This window comes from uncultured Granulicatella sp., assembly GCF_963515615.1.
Classification (GTDB): Bacteria; Bacillota; Bacilli; order Lactobacillales; family Aerococcaceae; genus Granulicatella.
Window position 1 is genome coordinate 21700 of the sequence record NZ_CAUPZT010000012.1, and the last position, 20215, is coordinate 41914.

Annotated in this window: 20 protein-coding genes; 2 read left to right on the plus strand and 18 right to left on the minus strand. The window is 33.4% G+C overall.

The features are described from left to right. Positions 1–30 precede the first annotated feature (30 nt). The 7 genes from RYL55_RS03405 to RYL55_RS03435 all read right to left on the minus strand — a co-directional run bounded on the left by RYL55_RS03405 (position 31) and on the right by RYL55_RS03435 (position 8547). Entirely contained in the window at positions 31–1371 is a 1341-nt protein-coding gene (locus RYL55_RS03405; protein ID WP_315007298.1) for a dipeptidase, read from the minus strand. Positions 1372–1437: 66 nt separating this feature from the next. Further along, the gene (locus RYL55_RS03410; protein ID WP_315007300.1) at positions 1438–2979 is read right to left on the minus strand and encodes a YfcC family protein; all 1542 of its coding nucleotides are present in this window, start codon (positions 2977–2979) and stop codon (positions 1438–1440) included. An 89-nt stretch (positions 2980–3068) separates the two neighbouring features. After that, positions 3069–4082 carry an ornithine carbamoyltransferase gene (gene argF, locus RYL55_RS03415; protein ID WP_315007303.1) on the minus strand — a complete coding sequence of 338 codons (1014 nt, stop codon included), beginning with the start codon at positions 4080–4082 and terminating at the stop codon, positions 3069–3071. 51 nt (positions 4083–4133) lie between these two features. Further along, positions 4134–5351: an arginine deiminase gene (gene arcA, locus RYL55_RS03420; protein ID WP_314112757.1), complete on the minus strand. Its 1218-nt coding sequence runs from the start codon at positions 5349–5351 to the stop codon at positions 4134–4136. Positions 5352–5897: 546 nt separating this feature from the next. Further along, entirely contained in the window at positions 5898–6209 is a 312-nt protein-coding gene (locus tag RYL55_RS03425; protein WP_315007306.1) for a hypothetical protein, read from the minus strand. A 341-nt stretch (positions 6210–6550) separates the two neighbouring features. Beyond that, on the minus strand, positions 6551–7288 hold the full coding sequence (locus tag RYL55_RS03430; RefSeq protein WP_315007308.1) for a prepilin peptidase: 738 nt from the start codon (positions 7286–7288) through the stop codon (positions 6551–6553). Positions 7289–7374: 86 nt separating this feature from the next. Beyond that, on the minus strand, positions 7375–8547 hold the full coding sequence (locus RYL55_RS03435; RefSeq protein WP_315007310.1) for an AI-2E family transporter: 1173 nt from the start codon (positions 8545–8547) through the stop codon (positions 7375–7377). A gap of 139 nt (positions 8548–8686) precedes the next feature. Between RYL55_RS03435 and RYL55_RS03440 the strand changes: the two genes are divergently transcribed. Next, the gene (locus RYL55_RS03440; protein ID WP_315007311.1) at positions 8687–9691 is read left to right on the plus strand and encodes a lactonase family protein; all 1005 of its coding nucleotides are present in this window, start codon (positions 8687–8689) and stop codon (positions 9689–9691) included. Positions 9692–9731: 40 nt separating this feature from the next. Here RYL55_RS03440 and RYL55_RS03445 read toward each other — a convergent pair whose 3' ends face one another. After that, positions 9732–10232 carry a PTS glucose transporter subunit IIA gene (locus RYL55_RS03445; RefSeq protein WP_315007313.1) on the minus strand — a complete coding sequence of 167 codons (501 nt, stop codon included), beginning with the start codon at positions 10230–10232 and terminating at the stop codon, positions 9732–9734. A 153-nt stretch (positions 10233–10385) separates the two neighbouring features. Here RYL55_RS03445 and RYL55_RS03450 point away from each other — a divergent pair, with 153 nt between their 5' ends. Then, the gene (locus tag RYL55_RS03450) at positions 10386–11204 is read left to right on the plus strand and encodes an undecaprenyl-diphosphate phosphatase (protein WP_315007331.1); all 819 of its coding nucleotides are present in this window, start codon (positions 10386–10388) and stop codon (positions 11202–11204) included. Between the two features lie 43 nt (positions 11205–11247). Here RYL55_RS03450 and RYL55_RS03455 read toward each other — a convergent pair whose 3' ends face one another. From RYL55_RS03455 to RYL55_RS03500, 10 genes are all read right to left on the minus strand, one after another. Continuing rightward, the gene (locus RYL55_RS03455) at positions 11248–11628 is read right to left on the minus strand and encodes a RidA family protein (protein ID WP_315007315.1); all 381 of its coding nucleotides are present in this window, start codon (positions 11626–11628) and stop codon (positions 11248–11250) included. Between the two features lie 11 nt (positions 11629–11639). Beyond that, positions 11640–12851, minus strand: a complete 1212-nt coding sequence (locus tag RYL55_RS03460) for an aminotransferase class I/II-fold pyridoxal phosphate-dependent enzyme (protein WP_315007317.1) — start codon at positions 12849–12851, stop codon at positions 11640–11642. Between the two features lie 154 nt (positions 12852–13005). Beyond that, on the minus strand, positions 13006–13647 hold the full coding sequence (locus RYL55_RS03465; protein ID WP_315007319.1) for a CBS and ACT domain-containing protein: 642 nt from the start codon (positions 13645–13647) through the stop codon (positions 13006–13008). 2 nt (positions 13648–13649) lie between these two features. Further along, positions 13650–14354 (minus strand): ABC transporter ATP-binding protein, encoded by a 705-nt coding sequence (locus RYL55_RS03470; protein WP_315007321.1) that lies wholly within the window; start codon positions 14352–14354, stop codon positions 13650–13652. Positions 14355–14356: 2 nt separating this feature from the next. After that, a complete protein-coding gene (locus RYL55_RS03475; protein ID WP_315007325.1) occupies positions 14357–15130 on the minus strand; it encodes an ABC transporter ATP-binding protein in 774 nt (257 codons plus the stop codon). Further along, positions 15127–16092 carry a branched-chain amino acid ABC transporter permease gene (locus tag RYL55_RS03480; protein ID WP_315007327.1) on the minus strand — a complete coding sequence of 322 codons (966 nt, stop codon included), beginning with the start codon at positions 16090–16092 and terminating at the stop codon, positions 15127–15129. The genes RYL55_RS03475 and RYL55_RS03480 overlap by 4 nt, the downstream gene beginning before the upstream one ends. A 9-nt stretch (positions 16093–16101) precedes the next feature. After that, on the minus strand, positions 16102–16974 hold the full coding sequence (locus RYL55_RS03485) for a branched-chain amino acid ABC transporter permease (protein WP_315007333.1): 873 nt from the start codon (positions 16972–16974) through the stop codon (positions 16102–16104). Between the two features lie 102 nt (positions 16975–17076). After that, positions 17077–18240 carry an ABC transporter substrate-binding protein gene (locus tag RYL55_RS03490; RefSeq protein ID WP_314403475.1) on the minus strand — a complete coding sequence of 388 codons (1164 nt, stop codon included), beginning with the start codon at positions 18238–18240 and terminating at the stop codon, positions 17077–17079. A gap of 246 nt (positions 18241–18486) precedes the next feature. Continuing rightward, positions 18487–19008 carry an HXXEE domain-containing protein gene (locus RYL55_RS03495; RefSeq protein WP_314403477.1) on the minus strand — a complete coding sequence of 174 codons (522 nt, stop codon included), beginning with the start codon at positions 19006–19008 and terminating at the stop codon, positions 18487–18489. A 468-nt stretch (positions 19009–19476) separates the two neighbouring features. Further along, on the minus strand, positions 19477–20215 hold a 739-nt coding region (locus tag RYL55_RS03500; protein ID WP_315007329.1), incomplete at its 5' end, for a class I SAM-dependent rRNA methyltransferase.

A 20215-nucleotide genomic window follows, 5' to 3' on the forward strand; every position in this document is an offset into this window, starting at 1 on the left:
ACTCCTTTATGATTAAAACTTAATCTTATACTATTTTTTTCCTGCTAGTCGATATACTGCTTCTGCATAAATATCCATCGAATCAAATATATCTCTTAACGACATTTTTTCATTTTCCATATGGAATGTAATTGGTGAATCTGGGAATACTGCACCATAAGCAACACAATTTTTCATCGTACGAGCAAAAGTTGCTCCACCTGAAGATTGTGGTAAATGAGTTGTATCACCAGTTTTTTCTTGGTATACAGTCATTAACGTATCTACTAGAACGCTATCTAATGGTACGTATAATGGTCCTAAATAATCATACTCTTCGTATTCTAATCCATATTCTTTTGCTTTTTCAGATAAAGTTCTTACAATTTCTTCTTTATTCGCTAGTACTGGAATTCGGATATCAATACGAATTTCTGATTGTTCTGGTGTAATCGTCACACCTGCGACATTAAACGTCAAACCACCTGATGGCTCATCTTCAATTTTCCCTAAAATGCTACTACCTGTAGCATCTTCTCCAACTACTTCTGAAATAAATGCTAATACTGAATGATCAACAACTGAATGAAGTCCTTTTACTAATCGAACTAATGCATTCACTCCAAGTGGTGCATCTTTTGCATGTTTAGAAACTCCTAGAACAGTTACTTCATCATCTTGCGTTTCATACTCAAATTTTAATGAAGATAATTTCTCAACTACTTGAGAGAAATACTCTCCTTTATAAGATGCTTTTCCTGGAACTACATTAAATGCATCTCCTGAATGAAACTCTAAAGCTTCGCTTCCTGGTCCATGCAATTTTACTTGCAATAACCCTTTTTCAGCATACGTTAATGGGAATTCTGCATCAGGAGCAAATCCCATTGTTGCCACTTCTTCTAACTCACCATAACGAGCTAAACAACGCCATAATGTTTCTTCGTCAGTCCCAAAAATGAATCGGATTCGTTTGTTAAATTCAACTCCTGCATCCATCAATGCTTTTACTGCATATAAAGCTGCCATAGAAGGGCCTTTATCGTCTTGCGTGCCTCTTCCATATAAGAAACCATCTTTTAAAACAGCTTCAAATGGAGGAGTATCCCAATTATTCAAATCTCCTGCCGGAACAACATCCAAGTGACATAGAATTGCTAATGATTCTTCTCCACTTCCTACTTCAGCATATCCATAATATCCTTTCGGATCAATGTAAGTACTAAAGCCAAGTTCACGACATAGAGTCAATGCATCTTCTAATGCGAATTGAATATCTTTTCCAAAAGGAGTGTCTCCTTCACCTTCATTTAGGACAGAAGGGATACGGACCAATCGCTTAATTGATTCAATACATTCTTCTTGATGTTTTTCTGTAATAAATGTGCTCATCGTATCCTCCTAGAAAAAAGAAATCCCCCCCTTTATTCAAGAGGGGGGTTCCCTGTTTTATATTGATTAAATATTAATAAATGTTCCTAAGATTAATAATAGGATTGAAACTCCCATTACAATACCAACTAATTTAGCAACAAATTTCCACCAAGTTGTGATTTCGATACGTCCTAATGCTAATGCACCCATTACGATACCTGAAGTTGGTGATAGTAAGTTTAGTACCCCATTTGCTGATTGGAAAGCAGTAATAACTAATGATTGAGATACATTTACGAATTCTCCTAAAGGAGCTAAGATACCAATTGTAGCACCTGCTAAACCTGAAGAAGATGGAATTAAGAATGATAATGGTAAGTAGAAGATGTATGTTAATACAATAAATACTTGAGCTGATAAACCTGACAATGCATTTTCACCAAAGTTCAAGATTGTAGCTGTAATCATACCATCGTTCATAATTACTTGAATACCACGAGCTAATGCACAGATTAAAGCAACGCCTAATAAATCTGCAGCACCAGTCATAAATACTTGAATGAATTTTTCTTCTTTCATTCTATAAGTGATACCAACTAATACAGCCATCATTAAGAATAACATTGTAATTTCTGGGAAGTACCACTCACCTAAAGGTAATGATTGTCCAAATACTTGACCAACTAATGGAAGACCTACAATAAATTCATTAATTTTTTCAAATACATGAATATTGAATTTAGCCCATGGGATTAAACTTAAAATCATAATAATAAATGTTAACACGAATACTGTTAATACAGCTTTTTGTTTACCACTTAATTCTGCTTCTGTTTGTTCAACATTGAAGTATGTTAAGTCAGCTTCACGTGTAGCAAATGTATATGATTTAGAAGCATCTTTCTCAATTTTGCTAGCATAGTTATATACATAGAATGCTGAAATTGCCCACATTACTACGAAGAAAATTAAACGTAATCCGATACCTTCAGCAACACTAATACCAGCTGCATCTGAAGCAACTCCTGTAGCAAATGGGTTAACTGTTGAAGCTAAACATCCAATTTGAGAACCAACTAATACAATGGCTACCCCAGTAATTGTATCGAATCCTACTGCTAACATAACTGGTACGATTAATGGGTAGAATGCCATTGTTTCTTCACCCATTCCATAAGTTGTTCCACCTAATGCAAATAAGAACATTAGAACTGGAATCAATGCTTTTTCACGTCCTTTATATTTACGAACGATTGAAGCAATTCCCACGTCAAGAGCTCCTGTTTCAGTAACAACTCCTAAAAATCCACCAACCATTAAAATAAAGAATGAAACTTGAATTGCGCCTTCTGTTTTTAATGCAATTTCATTAGGTTTTCCTTCATTAATTTTATGATCACGACCTAACATACCATAAACTGGAGACATTACTACATCATAAAACCCTTGAGGGTTTGAATCAACTTGTTGGTAAGTACCAGCAATTAAGTTACCATCTTCTGTTTTATCATATTGTCCAGCTGGAATAATCCAAGTAAATAAAGCCATAATTGCAATAATAATGAATAAAACTGTATATGAAGAAGGCATTTTAAAACCTTTTTTTTCAGCTACTTGCTCTGCCATAATTATATCCTCCATTTAAATTAATAAAAGCCATTCCAATTCTGATTCAACATCAGAACCAGAATGGCTTTCTATGTTACTAGTTGTTATTAAACTTTGTTTACAAATAAGTTACCTGCAGTTAAAGCCATAATTGCTTTAATTGAGTGCATACGGTTTTCTGCTTGATCGAATTGACGAGCATATTTGCTACGGAATACTTCATCAGTAATTTCCATTTCTTTAATACCGAATTCTTCAGCAATTTTCTTACCGTATTCTGTTTCAGTATCATGGAATGCTGGTAAGCAGTGTAATACGATTAAATCTTCGTTTTCAGCTTTACGAACTAAATCCATGTTGATTTGGTAAGGTTGTAATAAGTTTACACGCTCAGTGAATTTGTCTTCTTCACCCATTGATACCCATACGTCTGTGTATAATACGTCTGCACCTTTAACAGCTTTTTCAGCTTCGTCAGTAATTAATACACGAGCTCCGCTTTCTTTAGCATATCCTTCAGCTAAAGCAACGATTTCTGGTTCAGGGAATAATTCTTTTGGTGAGAAGATATGAACATTTACACCTAAGATTGCACCTGTTACTAATAAACTGTTTGCAACGTTGTTACGTCCGTCACCACAGTAAACTAATGTTAATCCTTCTAATTTACCAAAGTTTTCTTTAACAGTTAAGTAGTCAGCAATCATTTGTGTTGGATGCCATGCATCTGTTAAACCATTCCATACAGGAACACCAGCATATTTTGCTAAATCTTCACACACTTCTTGGCTGAATCCACGGAATTCAATACCGTCAAACATACGACCTAAAACTTTTGCTGTATCTTCTACTGATTCTTTTTTACCTAATTGAATATCATTTTTACCTAAATATTCTGGGTGAGCACCTAAGTCGATTGCTGCAGTAGTGAAAGCTGCACGAGTACGAGTAGATGTTTTTTCGAATAATAAAGCAATGTTTTTGCCTTCTAAGAATTTATGTGGTACACCACGTTTTTTCAAATCTTTAACGTGTGCTGAGAAGTCGATTAAATATTCGATTTCTCCACGAGTGAAATCTTTTTCTTTTAAAAAGCTACGGCCTTGGAATACTTGTGTCATATGTGGAATGACTCCTTTCAAAATTGTAATTCTATTTTTTCTTATTGAAGATTATAAATTTTCACGTTCAAATGGCATTGACATACAACGTGGGCCACCACGACCACGAACTAATTCACTTCCACGAATTTTGTGTAATTTAATACCATATTGTTCAAGGATTGCATTTGTTACAACGTTACGGTCGTATACAACTACTTCCCCTGGTGCAATTGTTAATGTATTAGAACCATCGTTCCATTGCTCACGAGCAGCTTCTACTGGGTCTCCGCCACCACATGGGATTAATGTTACAGAAGGTAATCCTAATGCTTTCGCTAATACGTTTTCTAATTTATCTTCAGTTAATTCAATATTAAGCGCACCATTTTCTCCTTTTGTAATAGAGAATACTTTTAATCCGCCTTGAATTTCTGGATGGATAGTAAATTTATCATAATCGATATGTGTAAATACAGTATCTAAATGCATGAATTTACGGTTTTCACCAATTACGAATGCTAATACTTGTTTGAAATCAGTTTCAGCAAATAATTTTTGAGCAATTTTTTCAATTGAACGAGCATCTGTACGTTGAGAAATACCTACAGCTAATACTTCTTTAGAAAGAACTAACTCATCTCCACCTTCGATACGAGTATCTTCAGTACGATCATAGAAGAATGGAACTTTTCCATTTCCGTATACTGGGTGATATGTGAAAATATATTTACCATAAATTGTTTCACGGTTACGTGTATCTGCATACATGTGGTTTAATGAAACTCCGTTTGCCATTGTAGCGAATGGATCACGAGTGAAGTATAAGTTTGGCATTGGGTCTACTACAAATGGATAATCTGTTTCATACATACCTGCTAAAGTTGTAGCTTCTGCCTGAACTTCAGTTTTACGGAAACCTTCCATTGTTTTTAATACCAAGTCAAATGTTGGTAATGATAGTAAGTGATCTTTAATTGCTTTTTGAGAAGCAACACTTGCTACACCAGCTTCTGCTAACCATTCATCTACGAATTCTTCACGAACGCCTGCAGCATCAATTGCTTCAGCTGCTAATTGTTCTAAGTATAAAACTTCTACTCCAGCGTTACGAAGAGTTTCTGCAAATGCATCATGTTCTTTTTGAGCATCTTCTAAATATGGAATATCATCGAATAATAAACGTTCTAGATAGTCTGGCATCAAATTTTCTAACTCTTTACCTGGGCGATGCAAACAAACTTTCTTTAAGCGTCCAATTTCAGAAAATACGTGAATTGGGTTTGACATAATAGCCACCATCCTAATTAAAAATTTGAACAGTTATGAATTCATAGCTTAGGAAACAACCAATAAGTTGATCAGACTTATTTTTGATGTAATTTCCTTACGCGACTATCTTACCTCTAAATGAATTCGTTTTCAAGTTAGTTTTTAGTTAAAATCTCTGATTCTATTTTATTTTTCACTTTGTATTTTATATGAAATTTTTCACTTTCTTTTTCTTATTTTTTTCATTTTAGATTTCTCTAGCTCCTTATTATGAAGCTAACAATTCTTTTAATCTATAAATTTTCAGGGATATAGTTTCACAAGAAAATACTTTCATTTTGTGAATATTTCTTTCATTTTATTTTTCATCTTATTTATTTTTGAAAATTCTTATTTTATTTAATTCATTTTTAACTTTTCTAACCTTTTTGCAATTTAAAGTTTTTAATTATTCTTAACTATCATTTTTATTACTTCTTTCTATTTTAAAGTAATGATCCTCTAGCTAATTTATTTGCAAAAAAGACGATAGTCCAATGTTCTATCGCCTTTACTCTCATCATTCTAAAAAATTTTTTTGACTAAACGTCCTATCAAATTACCAACAATTGAAATAATGCCATATACTCCCACATATATACTAGCCGTTTCATTGTAAAATATAAAAATAGTAGGTATAAAAAGTACCATTACTAAAATGGAATACACTAAAGAAAACGAATGTTTTACACCATATACAATAGCACTCAAAAAACACACAAGAGGAATCAATATTAATAATGTTAACACACCACTATCTCGGTCCATAAAGGGTAATCCATAAAAAGCTAACCCGATGATAAATAAGTAAGGGACTAAATTTTGTATTTTCTTCATGTAATTCACTCCTAGTTGTTTATTATTTTCTTATGTTAAGATATCTATTTTATGACAATCTGTAAATAAATTTTCTAAATTCTTAAGCTTTGTATCCTTTAATGATTTAAGAGATAGCAACTGAATTCTAGTATGGTTTTTCAATTCGATTCATTTCTTTTTATTTTGCATAACTCTCCTCACATTCCTAAGATTTTAAAATATTGTATTTATACTACTTAATTCAAGGTAATAATTCATCTAGAAATTCCTATTTTCCAAGCATTTTCTTATAATCACAAAAACATTTTTCAATCTAATCTATTTCATAAATCTCACCCCTATTAAAATATCTTTCGCCTTCACCAATCAAACCATTCTACACCTAAACACATCACTAATAACTGCGCCATCACAATAAATGGAACAAATGCTACTCTTTCTATTCCCTCTTTTTTCAAAATCAACATCACCCCTAATATCCCTCCACCAACAACAAAGGATAGTAAAGCAATGAGAACAATTTCTTTTACAGGATACCACAAGCCAACTGTCGCTAAGTAATAACAATCACCCAGTCCAAATACTTCTTCCTTCCATAGTAAATAACCTACAGCATAAATTCCTCCATAGAATACAACTGCTACTAACATTGATAGAAAGTATACATTCTCCAATGAACTACTCAAATTAAATACTATATGAAACAATCCAACTATCACTAACCCTTTCGGATAAATCACTTGCTCTTGTAAATCCGTTAAACTACAAAAAATAGCTAAACTAACTAATAACCATAGATCCACTAAACCCATCCATTCTCTTCCATTCCAGATTCCTGTCATGAGCATAAACATACAACCTGAGACAACTTCTACAACCCAATAACGAGATGAAATCTTTCTTCCACAATAACGACATTTTCCTCTTAACCACATCCATGAAAGAACTGGAATCAAATCTTTCCAACTTAATTCATGTAGGCACTCGACACAATGAGAATGCCCTCGAATAAAATTCTCTTCCTTTTGTAATCTTAGAGCGACTACATTCAAAAAACTTCCGATACAACACCCAACTACAAAACTCCATATCCACATAAAAAAGCACTCCTTTCGATGTCAGCTTTCGTTATTTTCCTTCTATCTATAACTATGCTTTTTTTCGAAAAAAATGCTTTTTATTTTTAATTTTCTATTTTAATTTCTTCTACAATGTCTTCTTTATATAAGCCTGAATATTCCTTATACCAATCAAATATATGAGTAATAATGACTTTCAAGACTGCATAACCAGGAACACCTAATAAAAGTCCCACTAATCCAAAAATTTTACCTGTTGATAGTAATACTACTAAAATGGTTACTGGATGAATTTGTAATGAATTTCCTAAAATTAATGGTGAAACGATTCTTCCTTCTAAGGTTTGTTCGATTACAAAAACAATAAATACTTGAACAAACATCCAAGGTGAGATAACAAAACCAACGATTAGTGCGGGTAAAATTCCAAAGAATGAACCCACATATGGAATCACATTTAATGCACCTGCTAAAATCGCAATCGTTACCCCATACGGTAAACCGATAATCGCATATCCAATCGAGAACATAATGGCTACCGCAATCGCTACCGTTAATTGACCTCGAATATAAGAACTAATTTGTTGATTCATTTCAATTAACACGATACTCATACGTCTACGTGAACGCATTGGAAAAACTTGTAGTACTGCAGGTAAAATTTTCTCCCCATCTTGTAATAAATAGAATAGAAGAATTGGCATTGTAATAATTCCAATCATAAATTCTCCCACTGCTCCAACGACATTCCCAATTCCGCTAAACGTTACATTCAACAAACCATTCACTCTTGTTCCTAATGACTGTATAAAATCCATATTAATTCCATTCAACTGTTCTTGCACTGCTGAAAATGTATTACTTTGTACCACACGTTCCACTTGTTCGCTAATTATTCGGTAATAAGTTGGTAATTGCGTTACCAATTCTCTTAATTGTTTTTCTACAATCGGAATAAAACTAAAAATTGCTGCCAATAACAAGATAATCAGTAAAATAAAGTTCAGTAAAATAGCAATCGATTTGTGAACTCCCTTTTTCACTAGAAAATCTTGAATCGGTTTAACCATATAAAATAAAATTCCGGCACCTACCATTGGAAAACCAATGATGGAGAAAAATCCTTTTAATGGAGAAAAAATGTAAGAGATTTTAGTAAAAACAAAAATATTAATTAAAAGAAGTAAAATAACCAACAATGTACTCACTAATTTATTATTTAAAAACCATTTCCAAAACCATGATTTTGTTGAAGTTGTTTGTTCTGTTTCTTCCATTAAAGGCACCTCGTTTTCTAAAATTTAATTCTAGTGTATCATATTTTTCTCTAAATAAACATTTTTGAGAAGGAATTTTTTATTTTTTTTAAGAACCGTGCTACTATATTCTCAATGATACATTAAGGAGTTGATTGATATGACTGAAAAGTTCTATTTAGGCACTTATACCAAACGTGTTAGTAAAGGAATTTATTCTGTTCAATTAGATACTGAGAAAAAACAATTCTCAAATCTGACTTTAGAAGTAGAAATCGAAAACCCCACTTATCTAGCATTGAATACTGACCGTTCACTACTCGCAGCAGTTTCAAAAGAAGAAAGTGGTGGTATTACTGTATTTAATACTCAACAAGCAGAGACTTTAACAAAAGTTTCTCACTACCATGATACAACAGCTGTCCCTTGTTATATTGCCTTTAATAAAGAATCCAATCATTTATTAGCTGCTAATTATCACGAAGGACATGTTTCTTCTTACCAATTTGATACAGCAGTGACATTAACAGATCGCGTCATCCATCCTTCTCTTGAAGATAAACAACCTCATGTTCATTATACCGACTATACACCTGATGAAAAATGGATTGTAGTCTGTGATTTAGGAAGTGACATTGTAGCTACTTATCAACAAGATGGTGAAAAACTTCAAAGAGTTTCTACCTATTACAGTAAAAAAGGAGCAGGTCCTCGTCATTTAGCATTCCATCCAACGCTTCCAATTGCGTATTTAATTTGCGAATTAAATGCTAGTATTGAAGTGTTAACCTACGACGCTGAAACAGGTAGTTTTACATTTATTGAACAGCACTTATTAACAACAGAAGAGCAACAAGCATGGGGTGGTGCTATTCATTTAACAAAAAATGGGAAATTCCTATACGCTAGTAATCGTGGTTATGATCGTATTTATGTTTTCCAAATTCAAGAAAACACAGGATTATTAACATTTGTTGCTGATTACGATACTTTCGGAAGTGTCCCACGTGATTTCCATTTAAGTAAGGATGAACGCTTTATCGTAATTGGGCATCAAGGATCCGACAATTTAACGCTTTATGAACGTAATATCGAAACAGGAACATTAACCCTTTGTCAAAAAGACTTCTTCGCACCAGAAGTTGTTTGCGTCATTCCGTTTTAAATAACAAAACCACCCGTTAGACGGGTGGTTTTGTTACTTATTATAAGTTAACTGTTGCTTCACCAATTTTAGAAGATGCTGATGCATTTCCTGTTGTAATGGATAAGTTTGCAATTTTATCCATATTTGTTAAAGCTACAATCATAGGAGTATCTTTACCTGCTGCTTTTACCGCTTCTAAATCTACAGTAGAAATCACTGTATTTTGATCTACACGTTGTCCCACAGTTACAACTGTATCAAAAGGAGCCCCTTGTAATTCAACTGTATCAATTCCCATATGTAATAACACTTCTACTCCATTATCTGTTTTAATTCCTACAGCATGTTTTGTTGGGAAAACATTAATCACTTCCCCTGCTACTGGTGAAGTAATCACACCATTCGTTGGTAATACAGCATAACCGTCTCCCATGAATTTTTGAGAAAATACTGGGTCATTAATTTCTGTAATAGCCACTACTTCTCCTTCTGCTACTGCAAATAATTCTAATTCAGGAGTAACTTCTTTTGTTACTTTCTTTTTAAAAAATCCAAACATCTAATCATCCTTTCAATTCTTTAACCATAGTATAGCATATTTTTTAATAAAAACTTTATTCCTTTTATATTTTTTAAGATTTTTATAGAAATTTTACGTATAAAGCTTTATACTTACATTCAGACATAATAAAGGAGTGATATTTTGATTACAATGATTGAAATCATTAAAACAATAATTTTAGGAATTATTGAAGGAGTAACAGAGTGGTTACCGATTAGTAGTACAGGACATTTAATTTTAGCGAATGAAATTTTACAATTAGACGTTAGTCCAAAGTTTCAAGATATGTTTAATGTAGTCATCCAACTTGGCGCCATTTTTGCAGTTGTAATTTTATACTTTAATAAATTAAATCCATTCGAAGGTAAAAAAAATCGCAAAGAGTTTTTAGCGACCATTGAATTATGGAAAAAAGTTATTATCGGTTGTATTCCTGCTATCGCTGGGGGATTATTATTAAACGACTTTATGGATGAATACTTTAATAAAGCAATTGTCATTGCAACAACTTTAATTATTTACGGGATTGCATTTATTGTGATTGAGCGTCGTCATAAAACAGTTGAACCTCGTATTCATTCATTTGAAGAATTGGATTATGTAACAGCCATTAAAATTGGTTTGTTCCAAACTCTTGCTTTAATTCCAGGAACATCTCGCTCAGGTTCTACTATTTTAGGGGGACTATTAGTTGGAACGAATCGTTTTGTTGCAACTGAATTTTCTTTCTTTATGAGTATTCCAATTATGTTTGGAGCTAGTGGATTAAAATTATTAAAATTTGGATTCCACTACACAAGCGCAGAATTAATGATTTTATTAGTAGGATCAGTAGTTTCTTTCTTCGTTTCACTAATTGTTATCAAATTCTTATTGAGCTATTTAAAACGAAACGATTTCCAAGCATTTGGTTGGTATCGTATTGTATTAGGGATTATCGTATTAGCTAGTTCGTTCTTTTTGAAATAATATTCATATAAAAAAACAGCAGAATTATCTGCTGTTTTTTCCATTACTGACAAGCGACTGCTTGGATTTCTACTAGTGCATTTTTTGGTAATGCTGCTACTTGGAAAGCGGCACGTGCTGGGCAGTTTTCTTTGAAATAAGTCGCATAAACTTCATTCATTTGTTGGAAATGAGCAATATCACTTAAATAAATGGTTATACTTACTACATTCTCTAACGTCATTCCAGCTTGATCTAAAATCGCTTGAATATTTTTCAATGATTGATGTGTTTGGCTAACAATATCTTCCCCTGCAAATTCTCCTATTTCTGGTACGATTGGTAATTGTCCTGAAACGTACAAGAAATTTCCTGAACATAATACGCCTTGCGAATAAGGTCCAATTGCTGCTGGTGCTTTATCTGTATGAATAATTTTTTTCATATTTCTCTCCTTTAAATAAATACATATTTTTTCATTCTCTCACAAGCTTCTTGAATTCTTGTAAATGGTAGTGCTACATTTAATCGAATATGAGTTGGTCCATGAAAGACTCTTCCATCTAGCCAAGCGACACCTACATCTGTTCCTCGTTTTTGTAATTCATCAATCGTAATAACATTCTTTTCTAGATATTCTTTACAATCGATAAAAATAACATAGGTACCTTCTGTATTTGTCACAGATACTCCTTCAAAATGATCACGAATATAGTCACAAACATACGTCATATTTTGATACAATACTTGTCTTAATTCTTCCAACCACTCATACCCTTCTGGTTGATACGCCCCCATTAAAGCATGCATCGATAGTACATTCATCACATTATAATGAGATTTACTTCCTTTTGCATTCACCCTATCTCTTAATAAATCACTATAAATAATATGATAGGCAGCTACTAAACCAGCCAAATTAAATGTCTTACTTGGTGCATAAAATGCAATTGTACGATTCTTAGCATCTTCCGAAACACTTTGTGTTGGAATATGTTTCACTCCTGGCATCACTAAATCCGACCAAATCTCATCAGAAATAACCGTTACATCATATTTTTGATAAATCACCATTACTTTTTCTAATTCTTTCTGATTCCAAACACGTCCTGTTGGATTATGTGGCGAACAGAAAATGGATACATGGATATGATGTTTACGAATTTTAGCTTCCATATCTTTATAGTCGATACGGTAAACTCCTTCTTCATCTTTTACTAGTGGACTTAGTACAATATTAAATCCGTTATTTTTTAAAACTTCTGTAAATCCTCCATAAGTTGGACTATGAACTAAGATAGAGTCTCCTGGAGACGCAAAAGAAGTTAATGCTGAAACCACTCCTCCTAGCACACTATTATGATACCCAATATGTTTTGCAATTAATCCTTCGACTTGATGGTGAAATTGGTGCCAACGAATGATGGCATTATAATATTCTTTTGGTTGCATAAAATAACCAAAAACTGGATGTTCTAACCGTTCTTTCATTGCTTGAATCGCAGTTGGAACTGTTGCAAAATTCATATCTGCTATCCACATCGGAATCACATCGAATCCTTCCTTAGGTCGGTTAGGGGCTTTCCCTGGAATTAAACCTAAGCCATCCACTGCCATCGCATCTTTTCCATGACGGTTTATTTCTGTTGTAAAATCATATTTCATCATTTTTCTTCTTTCCTCTCTTATGTAGTAGTACTAGTATAGCAGAAATCTTCCAACGAACAAAGAAAAGCTACCATCTTCTAACAAACAAAGAAAAAGACTTTTCCAGTAACAAAGCTGTTTGTTGCTACTTTGAGAAAAGTCTCTGATTTATAATCTATTTTTTCATTGACGAAATAATACGATATCCTCTTTGTGCGATAAAGTCTGCTACTTCATCTGGATTTTCTGAATCCACGTGAAGAACAACTTGTACTTTTCCTTCACGGTGATATACAGAAATGGTATCTACATTGACATTATGATCACGTAATACATTTGAAATATCTTCTAATGGACCAGGTTTATCCTCATTAATTTCGATAAATAAACGAGAACCAGGAGTATTATATCCTGAAATATCAATAAACGCATCCATAATATCTTTATCTGTAATAATTCCTACTAAGTTTCCTCTTGATTCAAGAACTGGTAAAACGCCAATTCCTTGTTGTCTCATAATAGAAGCAGCTTCTTCTAAGACAGCAGTTGGTTTTACAGTAATGACTTGTTTCAACATAATATCTTTAGCAGTAGTTTTATTTAATAAGTAGTTTAATTCATGCACACTTAAACTTGTTGCCATTGAAGGCGAGTTTTGAGCGACTAATTCAGCAGTTAATAACCCTACTAATTTATCTCCTTCAACAACTGGAAGACGATGCACATCATGTTCTTTCATTAAATCTAATGCTTTCATAACAGTTGTTGTTGGTTCAACAGTTATTAAGTTTGTTGACATATAATCTTTTACTTCCATGATTATCCCCCTAAATATGCTTTTTGAACATCTTCACTTTCAAGTAATTCCTTACCTGTACCAGATAATACCACAGATCCTGTTTCTAATACATACCCTCTTGAAGCAATCGATAATGCCATTTTCGCATTTTGCTCAATTAGTAATACAGTAGTTCCTTGTTTTTGAATTTCTTGAATGATATTGAAGATTTCTTTAATGAAAATTGGTGCTAATCCCATTGATGGTTCATCTAATAGTAATAGTTTTGGACGAGTCATTAATGCACGTCCCATTGCTAACATTTGTTGTTCCCCACCTGATAATGTTGCAGCATCTTGATTTTTACGTTCTTCTAAAATTGGGAATCTCTCAAAGATTGCTTTCATGTCTTTTTGAATTTCCTCTTTATCATTTCGTAAAAATGCTCCTAAATCAAGATTTTCTTTTACAGAAAGTCCTCTAAATACGTGACGACCTTCTGGAACTTGTGCTAAACCTAATGAAACAATTTTTTTAGCAGCTAATTTTGTAATATCTTGCTCTAAATATTCAATCGTTCCAGCACTTGGACGTACTAATCCAGATAATGTTTTTAAAATGGTTGATTTCCCAGCACCATTGGCACCAATTAGAGAAACAATTTCTCCTTCGTTAACTGTGAAGCTTACATCTTTAACGGCTTGAATCATGCCATAATGTACACTTAAATCTTTTACTTCTAACATGATTACTCTCCTCCTAAGTAAGCACGAATAACATCAGGGTTTTTCTTAATTTCTTCTGGTGTTCCATGTGCTAATAATCTTCCATATTCTAATACATATAAACGTTGGCAAATTTCCATTACTAATGACATATCATGTTCAATTAGTACAACAGTTAATCCAAATTGTTCTTGGATTTGCGCAATTAATTTAGTTAGATTAGCTGTTTCTTGTGGGTTCATCCCAGCAGCAGGTTCATCTAAAAATAAAATTTTTGGTTTCGTAGCTAGGGCACGAACGATTTCTAATTCACGTTGTTGCCCATAAGCTAAGTTTTTCGCTTTATCTTGAGCAAATGATTCTAAGTTGAAGATTTTTAATAATTCTAACGCTTCTTCTTTCATCACTTTTTCTATTTCATAATATGCTTTTGTTCTGAATAAACTTGAAAACAATGAATTCCCTTTATGCGCATGCATCGCTACCATTACATTTTCTAATACTGTTAAATCTTTAAATAAACGAATATTTTGGAAGGTACGTGCTAATCCTAATTCTGTAATTTTATTCGGTGCTATTCCATTTAATAATGTTTTACCATTTTCAGTTTCTAATTCAATCGTTCCTTCTGTTGGAACATATACTCCTGTTAAAAGGTTGAAGAATGTTGTTTTACCGGCACCATTTGGTCCAATTAATCCAATTAATTCTCCTTTTTCAGCTTTAAGAGAAACGTTTGAAACAGCTGATAATCCACCGAAATTTTTTGTTAAACCTTTTACTTCTAATAAACTCATTCTGTTTCTCCTTTCTCTTTTTTCTTAAATTTGTTACTTAAGAATGTGCCAAAACGGAATTCCCAAGTTCCTAATAATCCACCTGGACGGAAGATCATAATTAAGATTAACGCTACTGCGTAAATAATCATACGTAATTGTCCAAATGGTTGTAAGAATGTATTAATAATTCCAAGTAAAATCGCTGCTACAAATGAACCAGTAAAACTACCGATTCCTCCAAATACAACAATAATTAATACATCAATTGATTTCATAAATGTAAAGTCACTTGGTGTTACAGTTCCTAGATACGTTGCTGTTAATGTTCCACCAATACTTGCTGTAGCTGCTCCAATAATGAAGGCTAACATTTTATAGCGAGTAACATTTACCCCCATTGATTCTGCTGCAATTTCATCTTGTAATACTGCATAAGTCGCACGACCTGCACTACTATTGGCATAGTTTAATACTAAAATTGTTGTTAAAACTAAAGCAATATAAACAATGGTCCATGTTGTTGTTAATGGAACACCACTAATCCCTGCAGCACCATTTGTAATTTTCATATTATTTAAGGCTACACGAATAATTTCAGCAACCCCTAATGTTGCAATAGCTAAGTAGTCTCCTTTTAAACGTAGCGTTGGTAAACCAACTAAATAAGCAATCACGATTGAAATGACCACACCCACTGCCATTCCAGCAAATAAACCCGCTAAACCACTAACCGCTTTCCCGATAATAGCAGCACTATAAGCACCAATCGCAATAAATCCAGCATGACCAAGTGAGAATTGACCTGCAACCCCCAAAATTAAATTTAATCCAACTGCGAAAATAATATTAATCATGATATTAATAAAAGTACTTTCATAATAGAAATTAATCACTCCTACTTGAACTAACACTTGAAGTAATAAATAGACTAATACTGCAGAAGCTAACCAAATAAGATTTTTCTGATGAAATCGTTGCATGTTTCTCACCTACACTTTCTCTTTAACATTTTTACCAAACAAGCCTGCTGGTAATACTAATAAAATAACAAATAATAGGAAGTAAACTACTCCATCTTTATATGGAGAGAATCCTAAATAGCTAACGAGTGTTTCTAATAAACCAATCACATAGCCACCAACCATGGCACCTGGAATACTACCAATTCCACCTAATACCGCAGCTACGAATGCTTTCAATCCTGGTACAATCCCCATTGTTGCAGAATACGTATTATAGTATAAAGCAACTAATACTCCGGCAATCCCGGCAAGACTTGAACCTAATGCGAATGTAAATGAAATCACTTGATCCACATCAATCCCCATTAATTGAGCTGCATCTTCATCCACCGCAACGGCACGCATCGCTTTCCCCATTTTTGTATAATGAACGATAAATTGTAATAGTGCCATTAAGATGACTGTTGTAGCAAAAATTAAAATTTGCTTCCCATTAATCGTAATATTACCGAATAAAGTATAGTTTGTAGTTCCAAAATCAGATGGGAATGGACGAATTTCTGCTCCGAAAAGATAACTCATCACATTTTCAAGTAAAAATGAAACCCCGATTGCTGTAATCAAAGCAGCAACACGAGTCGAACGTCTTAAAGGTTTATACGCTACTCTTTCAATCACTACTCCTAAAACTGCACAGGTAACCATTGCTAATAGAAGAGATAAGAAAATATTTAACCCCAATCCATTCATTGCATAAAAACCAACAAACGCACCCATCATATAAACATCACCATGAGCAAAGTTGATTAATTTAATTGTTCCATAAACCATTGTATAGCCAAGTGCCACTAAAGCATAAATACTTCCTAGCGCAATCCCATTGACTAATTGTTGAATCAATAGCTCCATTTTAAGCTCCTTTCTTATAAAAAAACGTTTTTAATATTTGCCTATCATGTGAAAAAAGAGGCTGACTGCCTCTCTTTTCTAAAATTTTATTGATTATTGTGCTGCATATTCTTTGGCACTTACTTCTTCACCATTTTGGAATTCGATAACAACTGCTGATTTAACAGGAGTATGATCTTTACCCATTGTGAATGTACCAGTTACACCATCGAAGTCTTTAGATTCTGCTAAAGCTTTTTTGATTGCTTGCGCATCAGTTGAACCTGCTGTTTCAATAGCTTTCATTAACAATTCAGCTGCATCATATGCTAGAGCTGCAAATGAATCTGGTGTTGTACCATATTTTTCTTTATACGCTTTGATGAATGCTTGAACATCTGCATCTGTACTTTTAGCTGAGAAGTGAGCTGTATAGAAGACATTTGTTAAGTTTGCTTTGTTACCAGCTAATTCTGCTAATTTTTCACTTGATAATCCATCTCCACCAACGATTGGTTGAGTGATTCCTAATTCACGAGCTTGTTTGATGATTAAACCAACTTCTTCATAATATCCTGGGATGTATAATACATCAAATGTTTTTGATTTTAATGAAGTTAATACTGCTTGGAAATCTGTATCTTTTGATTGATAAGTTTCTTTCGCAACAATTTGTCCACCGATTTTAGCATCTGTATAAGTTTTTTCGAATGCTTCTGATAAACCTTTTGAGTAATCACTAGCTGAGTCTTGTAAAATTGCCACTTTAGCATTTGGGAATTTTTGGCTTACAAATCCTGCACCTACAACCCCTTGATAATTATCAGAGAAACATACACGGAAGATATAGTCGTATACTGATTCTGGATTTTTTGCATCTTTTAATGTAATGCCGTCCCCTGTTGTTGCTGGGAATACAGCTGGAATTTTTGCTTGTTCCATGATTGGAATTGAAACTTGAGCATCCCCAGTTGTTGCAGGTCCTACAACTCCAACAACTTTTTCAGAAGCTAATTTTTTAGCTACAGAAGCTACTTCTGTTTTTTCTGATTTATTATCATAAGAAACATATTTTAATTCTTTATCTAATAGCTTTCCTTTTTGTTCAACGGCTAATTTAACAGCGTTATCCATAGCTGAACCATAAGCGGCAACGTTACCTGTTAACTCAAAGTTACCTCCAAGTTTTACTGTGTTACCATTTGAAGCGCCACCTGCGCTACATCCTGCTAAAATTGCTGCTGATACCAATCCTAATCCAAATTTTTTTAAATTCATCATAATCCCTCATTTCATAATCTGTTTTTTAGTGATGAGAAGATTATATAATATTCTGACAATTCATGCAATTGTTTTTTTGAATTTTTTTAAAGTTTTTTTAATTGTTTTTTAATCCATGACAACTTAGCGCTTACATTTTGTGAAATTCGTAATTTTGATGAAAAATAGACCTTCTTAAAGTAGTATTGCACTATGAGATTCGCTTTAGCGAAACTGACGACGTGCCATTTACTACTACAAAGATCATTTTCTCAAGCCCTTGTTTGATTTGTTGATTCTTTGGGTTACTATTCTCATTATCCAATGAACTAAAATTAAATTTAGCACCATTAAAATTACAGACAAAATAGAAATCATAACTATATCTATAAAATGATACCCAAAATAATGAATAGATTTAGATATCAAAAAAATACTAATTGGTAAAAGTGCAATACTTGAAATCAATGCCGGTATATATCTTCTTATCACAAGACTTTGTATTATATGAATTACTAAATGTATTACAAAAGCAATAAATATCCCTATCCAAAGTATATAAATTTCCCAAAATAGGCTCATACCTGTTACTATGATACATATTATATATTCTTCAAGTACAGCTATTGCAAAACCTTCGCTGCTAAAATTACTGTATATTCTTTGAAGCATACTATATTTTTCTACTACATCAAAATTCTTTTCAAACCATAGCCTAAAACCTATTATTTCTTCCATTTCATGAATCATGAAAATAATAGGGAATAACCAAAATATTCTTTCCATTTTTATCCCCCTAAAACACGGATTTGTTTGTCTACTTTAATTAATATTATATCATTTTTATCTTTTCTCACAGTCCTAAATCTTTACTCTTGATCTGTGTTAGTTCCTTTTCTTTACGTACTCTCCCTCATACCAAAAAGTAGGAATAGACTTCCACGTAGTAGTATCAGTAATAGAAACCACAAGCATTGTGGATTCTATTACTGGGAAAATCGAGACCTAGGCTCGATTTTTAACCATGAGATTCGCGATAGCGAAGCTGCTGGCATCCATAACTACTACATTAGGAAGTCCATTCCTACCCCTTTTTCTCCGCCAAATCATAAACTCACACCATATAAAAAGGACTTTTCGCTGTAGTAAGAGTAATGGTAGCCAGTGTGGCTACCATTACTCGGGGAAATTCGAGACCTAGGCTCGAATTTTAGGCATGAGACACCTTCGGTGGCTGCTGCCGACCCTTACTACTTAAGAAAAGTCCATTTCTATAAAAATCACCTTCAAATAATCACTCAACGGCGTACATGGCGCCACTGGAAAATCCATTGGCAATTTCTTCTGATGCGCTATACGATACCTTCTTCCAGAGGAGTGAAGTCCCTTATGAATCATCTCTAAAAATTGCTTTTCAGAAACATTTGCCGCATTTGTCGACAAAATTAAAGTCCCTTTTTTAGCCGTTAACGAAACTAATTGCTCCACTAAACCAGCATAATCCTTCGCAACCGAAAAAGTTCTCTTCTTCGTACGAGCAAAACTAGGAGGATCTAACACAATCGTAGCAAACGTTAAAGCTTTCTTAGCAGCATATTTAATATAATCAAACACATCCATTACATAAATCTTTTGCTCAGATATATCAATTCCATTTACCTCGAATTGTTCCCGAGTCTTCTCTAAACTTCGATTAGCAACATCCACACTCGTTGTCTGAACTGCACCACCCATTGCTGCAGCTACAGAAAACGCTCCTGTATAACTAAATAAATTCAAAATTGTTTTTCCTGCACTATAGTCATCTCTTAATAACGTACGAACTTCACGTTGATCTAAAAATATTCCCGTCATCAATCCTTCATCAAGATACGTTGCATAACGAACTCCTTCTTCTTGAACAATTAATGGTTCACTCGCTTTAACTCCTCTTACGAATTGACTTTCCGGTAATTTTTCTTTTGAAGCATAACGAATTTTTTCATAAATACCT

Excerpts from the sequence above, each read along its gene's own strand:
- RYL55_RS03460 (WP_315007317.1), bottom strand. The coding sequence starts at position 12,851 with ATGATGAAATATGATTTTACAACAGAAATAAACCGTCATGGAAAAGAT.
- RYL55_RS03440 (WP_315007311.1), top strand. The coding sequence starts at position 8,687 with ATGACTGAAAAGTTCTATTTAGGCACTTATACCAAACGTGTTAGTAAA.
- RYL55_RS03410 (WP_315007300.1), bottom strand. The coding sequence starts at position 2,979 with ATGGCAGAGCAAGTAGCTGAAAAAAAAGGTTTTAAAATGCCTTCTTCA.
- RYL55_RS03450 (WP_315007331.1), top strand. The coding sequence starts at position 10,386 with ATGATTGAAATCATTAAAACAATAATTTTAGGAATTATTGAAGGAGTA.
- RYL55_RS03490 (WP_314403475.1), bottom strand. The coding sequence starts at position 18,240 with ATGAATTTAAAAAAATTTGGATTAGGATTGGTATCAGCAGCAATTTTA.
- RYL55_RS03405 (WP_315007298.1), bottom strand. The coding sequence starts at position 1,371 with ATGAGCACATTTATTACAGAAAAACATCAAGAAGAATGTATTGAATCA.
- RYL55_RS03480 (WP_315007327.1), bottom strand. The coding sequence starts at position 16,092 with ATGCAACGATTTCATCAGAAAAATCTTATTTGGTTAGCTTCTGCAGTA.
- RYL55_RS03495 (WP_314403477.1), bottom strand. The coding sequence starts at position 19,008 with ATGGAAAGAATATTTTGGTTATTCCCTATTATTTTCATGATTCATGAA.
- RYL55_RS03470 (WP_315007321.1), bottom strand. The coding sequence starts at position 14,354 with ATGTTAGAAGTAAAAGATTTAAGTGTACATTATGGCATGATTCAAGCC.
- argF (WP_315007303.1), bottom strand. The coding sequence starts at position 4,082 with ATGACACAAGTATTCCAAGGCCGTAGCTTTTTAAAAGAAAAAGATTTC.
- RYL55_RS03425 (WP_315007306.1), bottom strand. The coding sequence starts at position 6,209 with ATGAAGAAAATACAAAATTTAGTCCCTTACTTATTTATCATCGGGTTA.
- arcA (WP_314112757.1), bottom strand. The coding sequence starts at position 5,351 with ATGTCAAACCCAATTCACGTATTTTCTGAAATTGGACGCTTAAAGAAA.
- RYL55_RS03430 (WP_315007308.1), bottom strand. The coding sequence starts at position 7,288 with ATGTGGATATGGAGTTTTGTAGTTGGGTGTTGTATCGGAAGTTTTTTG.
- RYL55_RS03445 (WP_315007313.1), bottom strand. The coding sequence starts at position 10,232 with ATGTTTGGATTTTTTAAAAAGAAAGTAACAAAAGAAGTTACTCCTGAA.
- RYL55_RS03465 (WP_315007319.1), bottom strand. The coding sequence starts at position 13,647 with ATGGAAGTAAAAGATTATATGTCAACAAACTTAATAACTGTTGAACCA.
- RYL55_RS03475 (WP_315007325.1), bottom strand. The coding sequence starts at position 15,130 with ATGAGTTTATTAGAAGTAAAAGGTTTAACAAAAAATTTCGGTGGATTA.
- RYL55_RS03435 (WP_315007310.1), bottom strand. The coding sequence starts at position 8,547 with ATGGAAGAAACAGAACAAACAACTTCAACAAAATCATGGTTTTGGAAA.
- RYL55_RS03455 (WP_315007315.1), bottom strand. The coding sequence starts at position 11,628 with ATGAAAAAAATTATTCATACAGATAAAGCACCAGCAGCAATTGGACCT.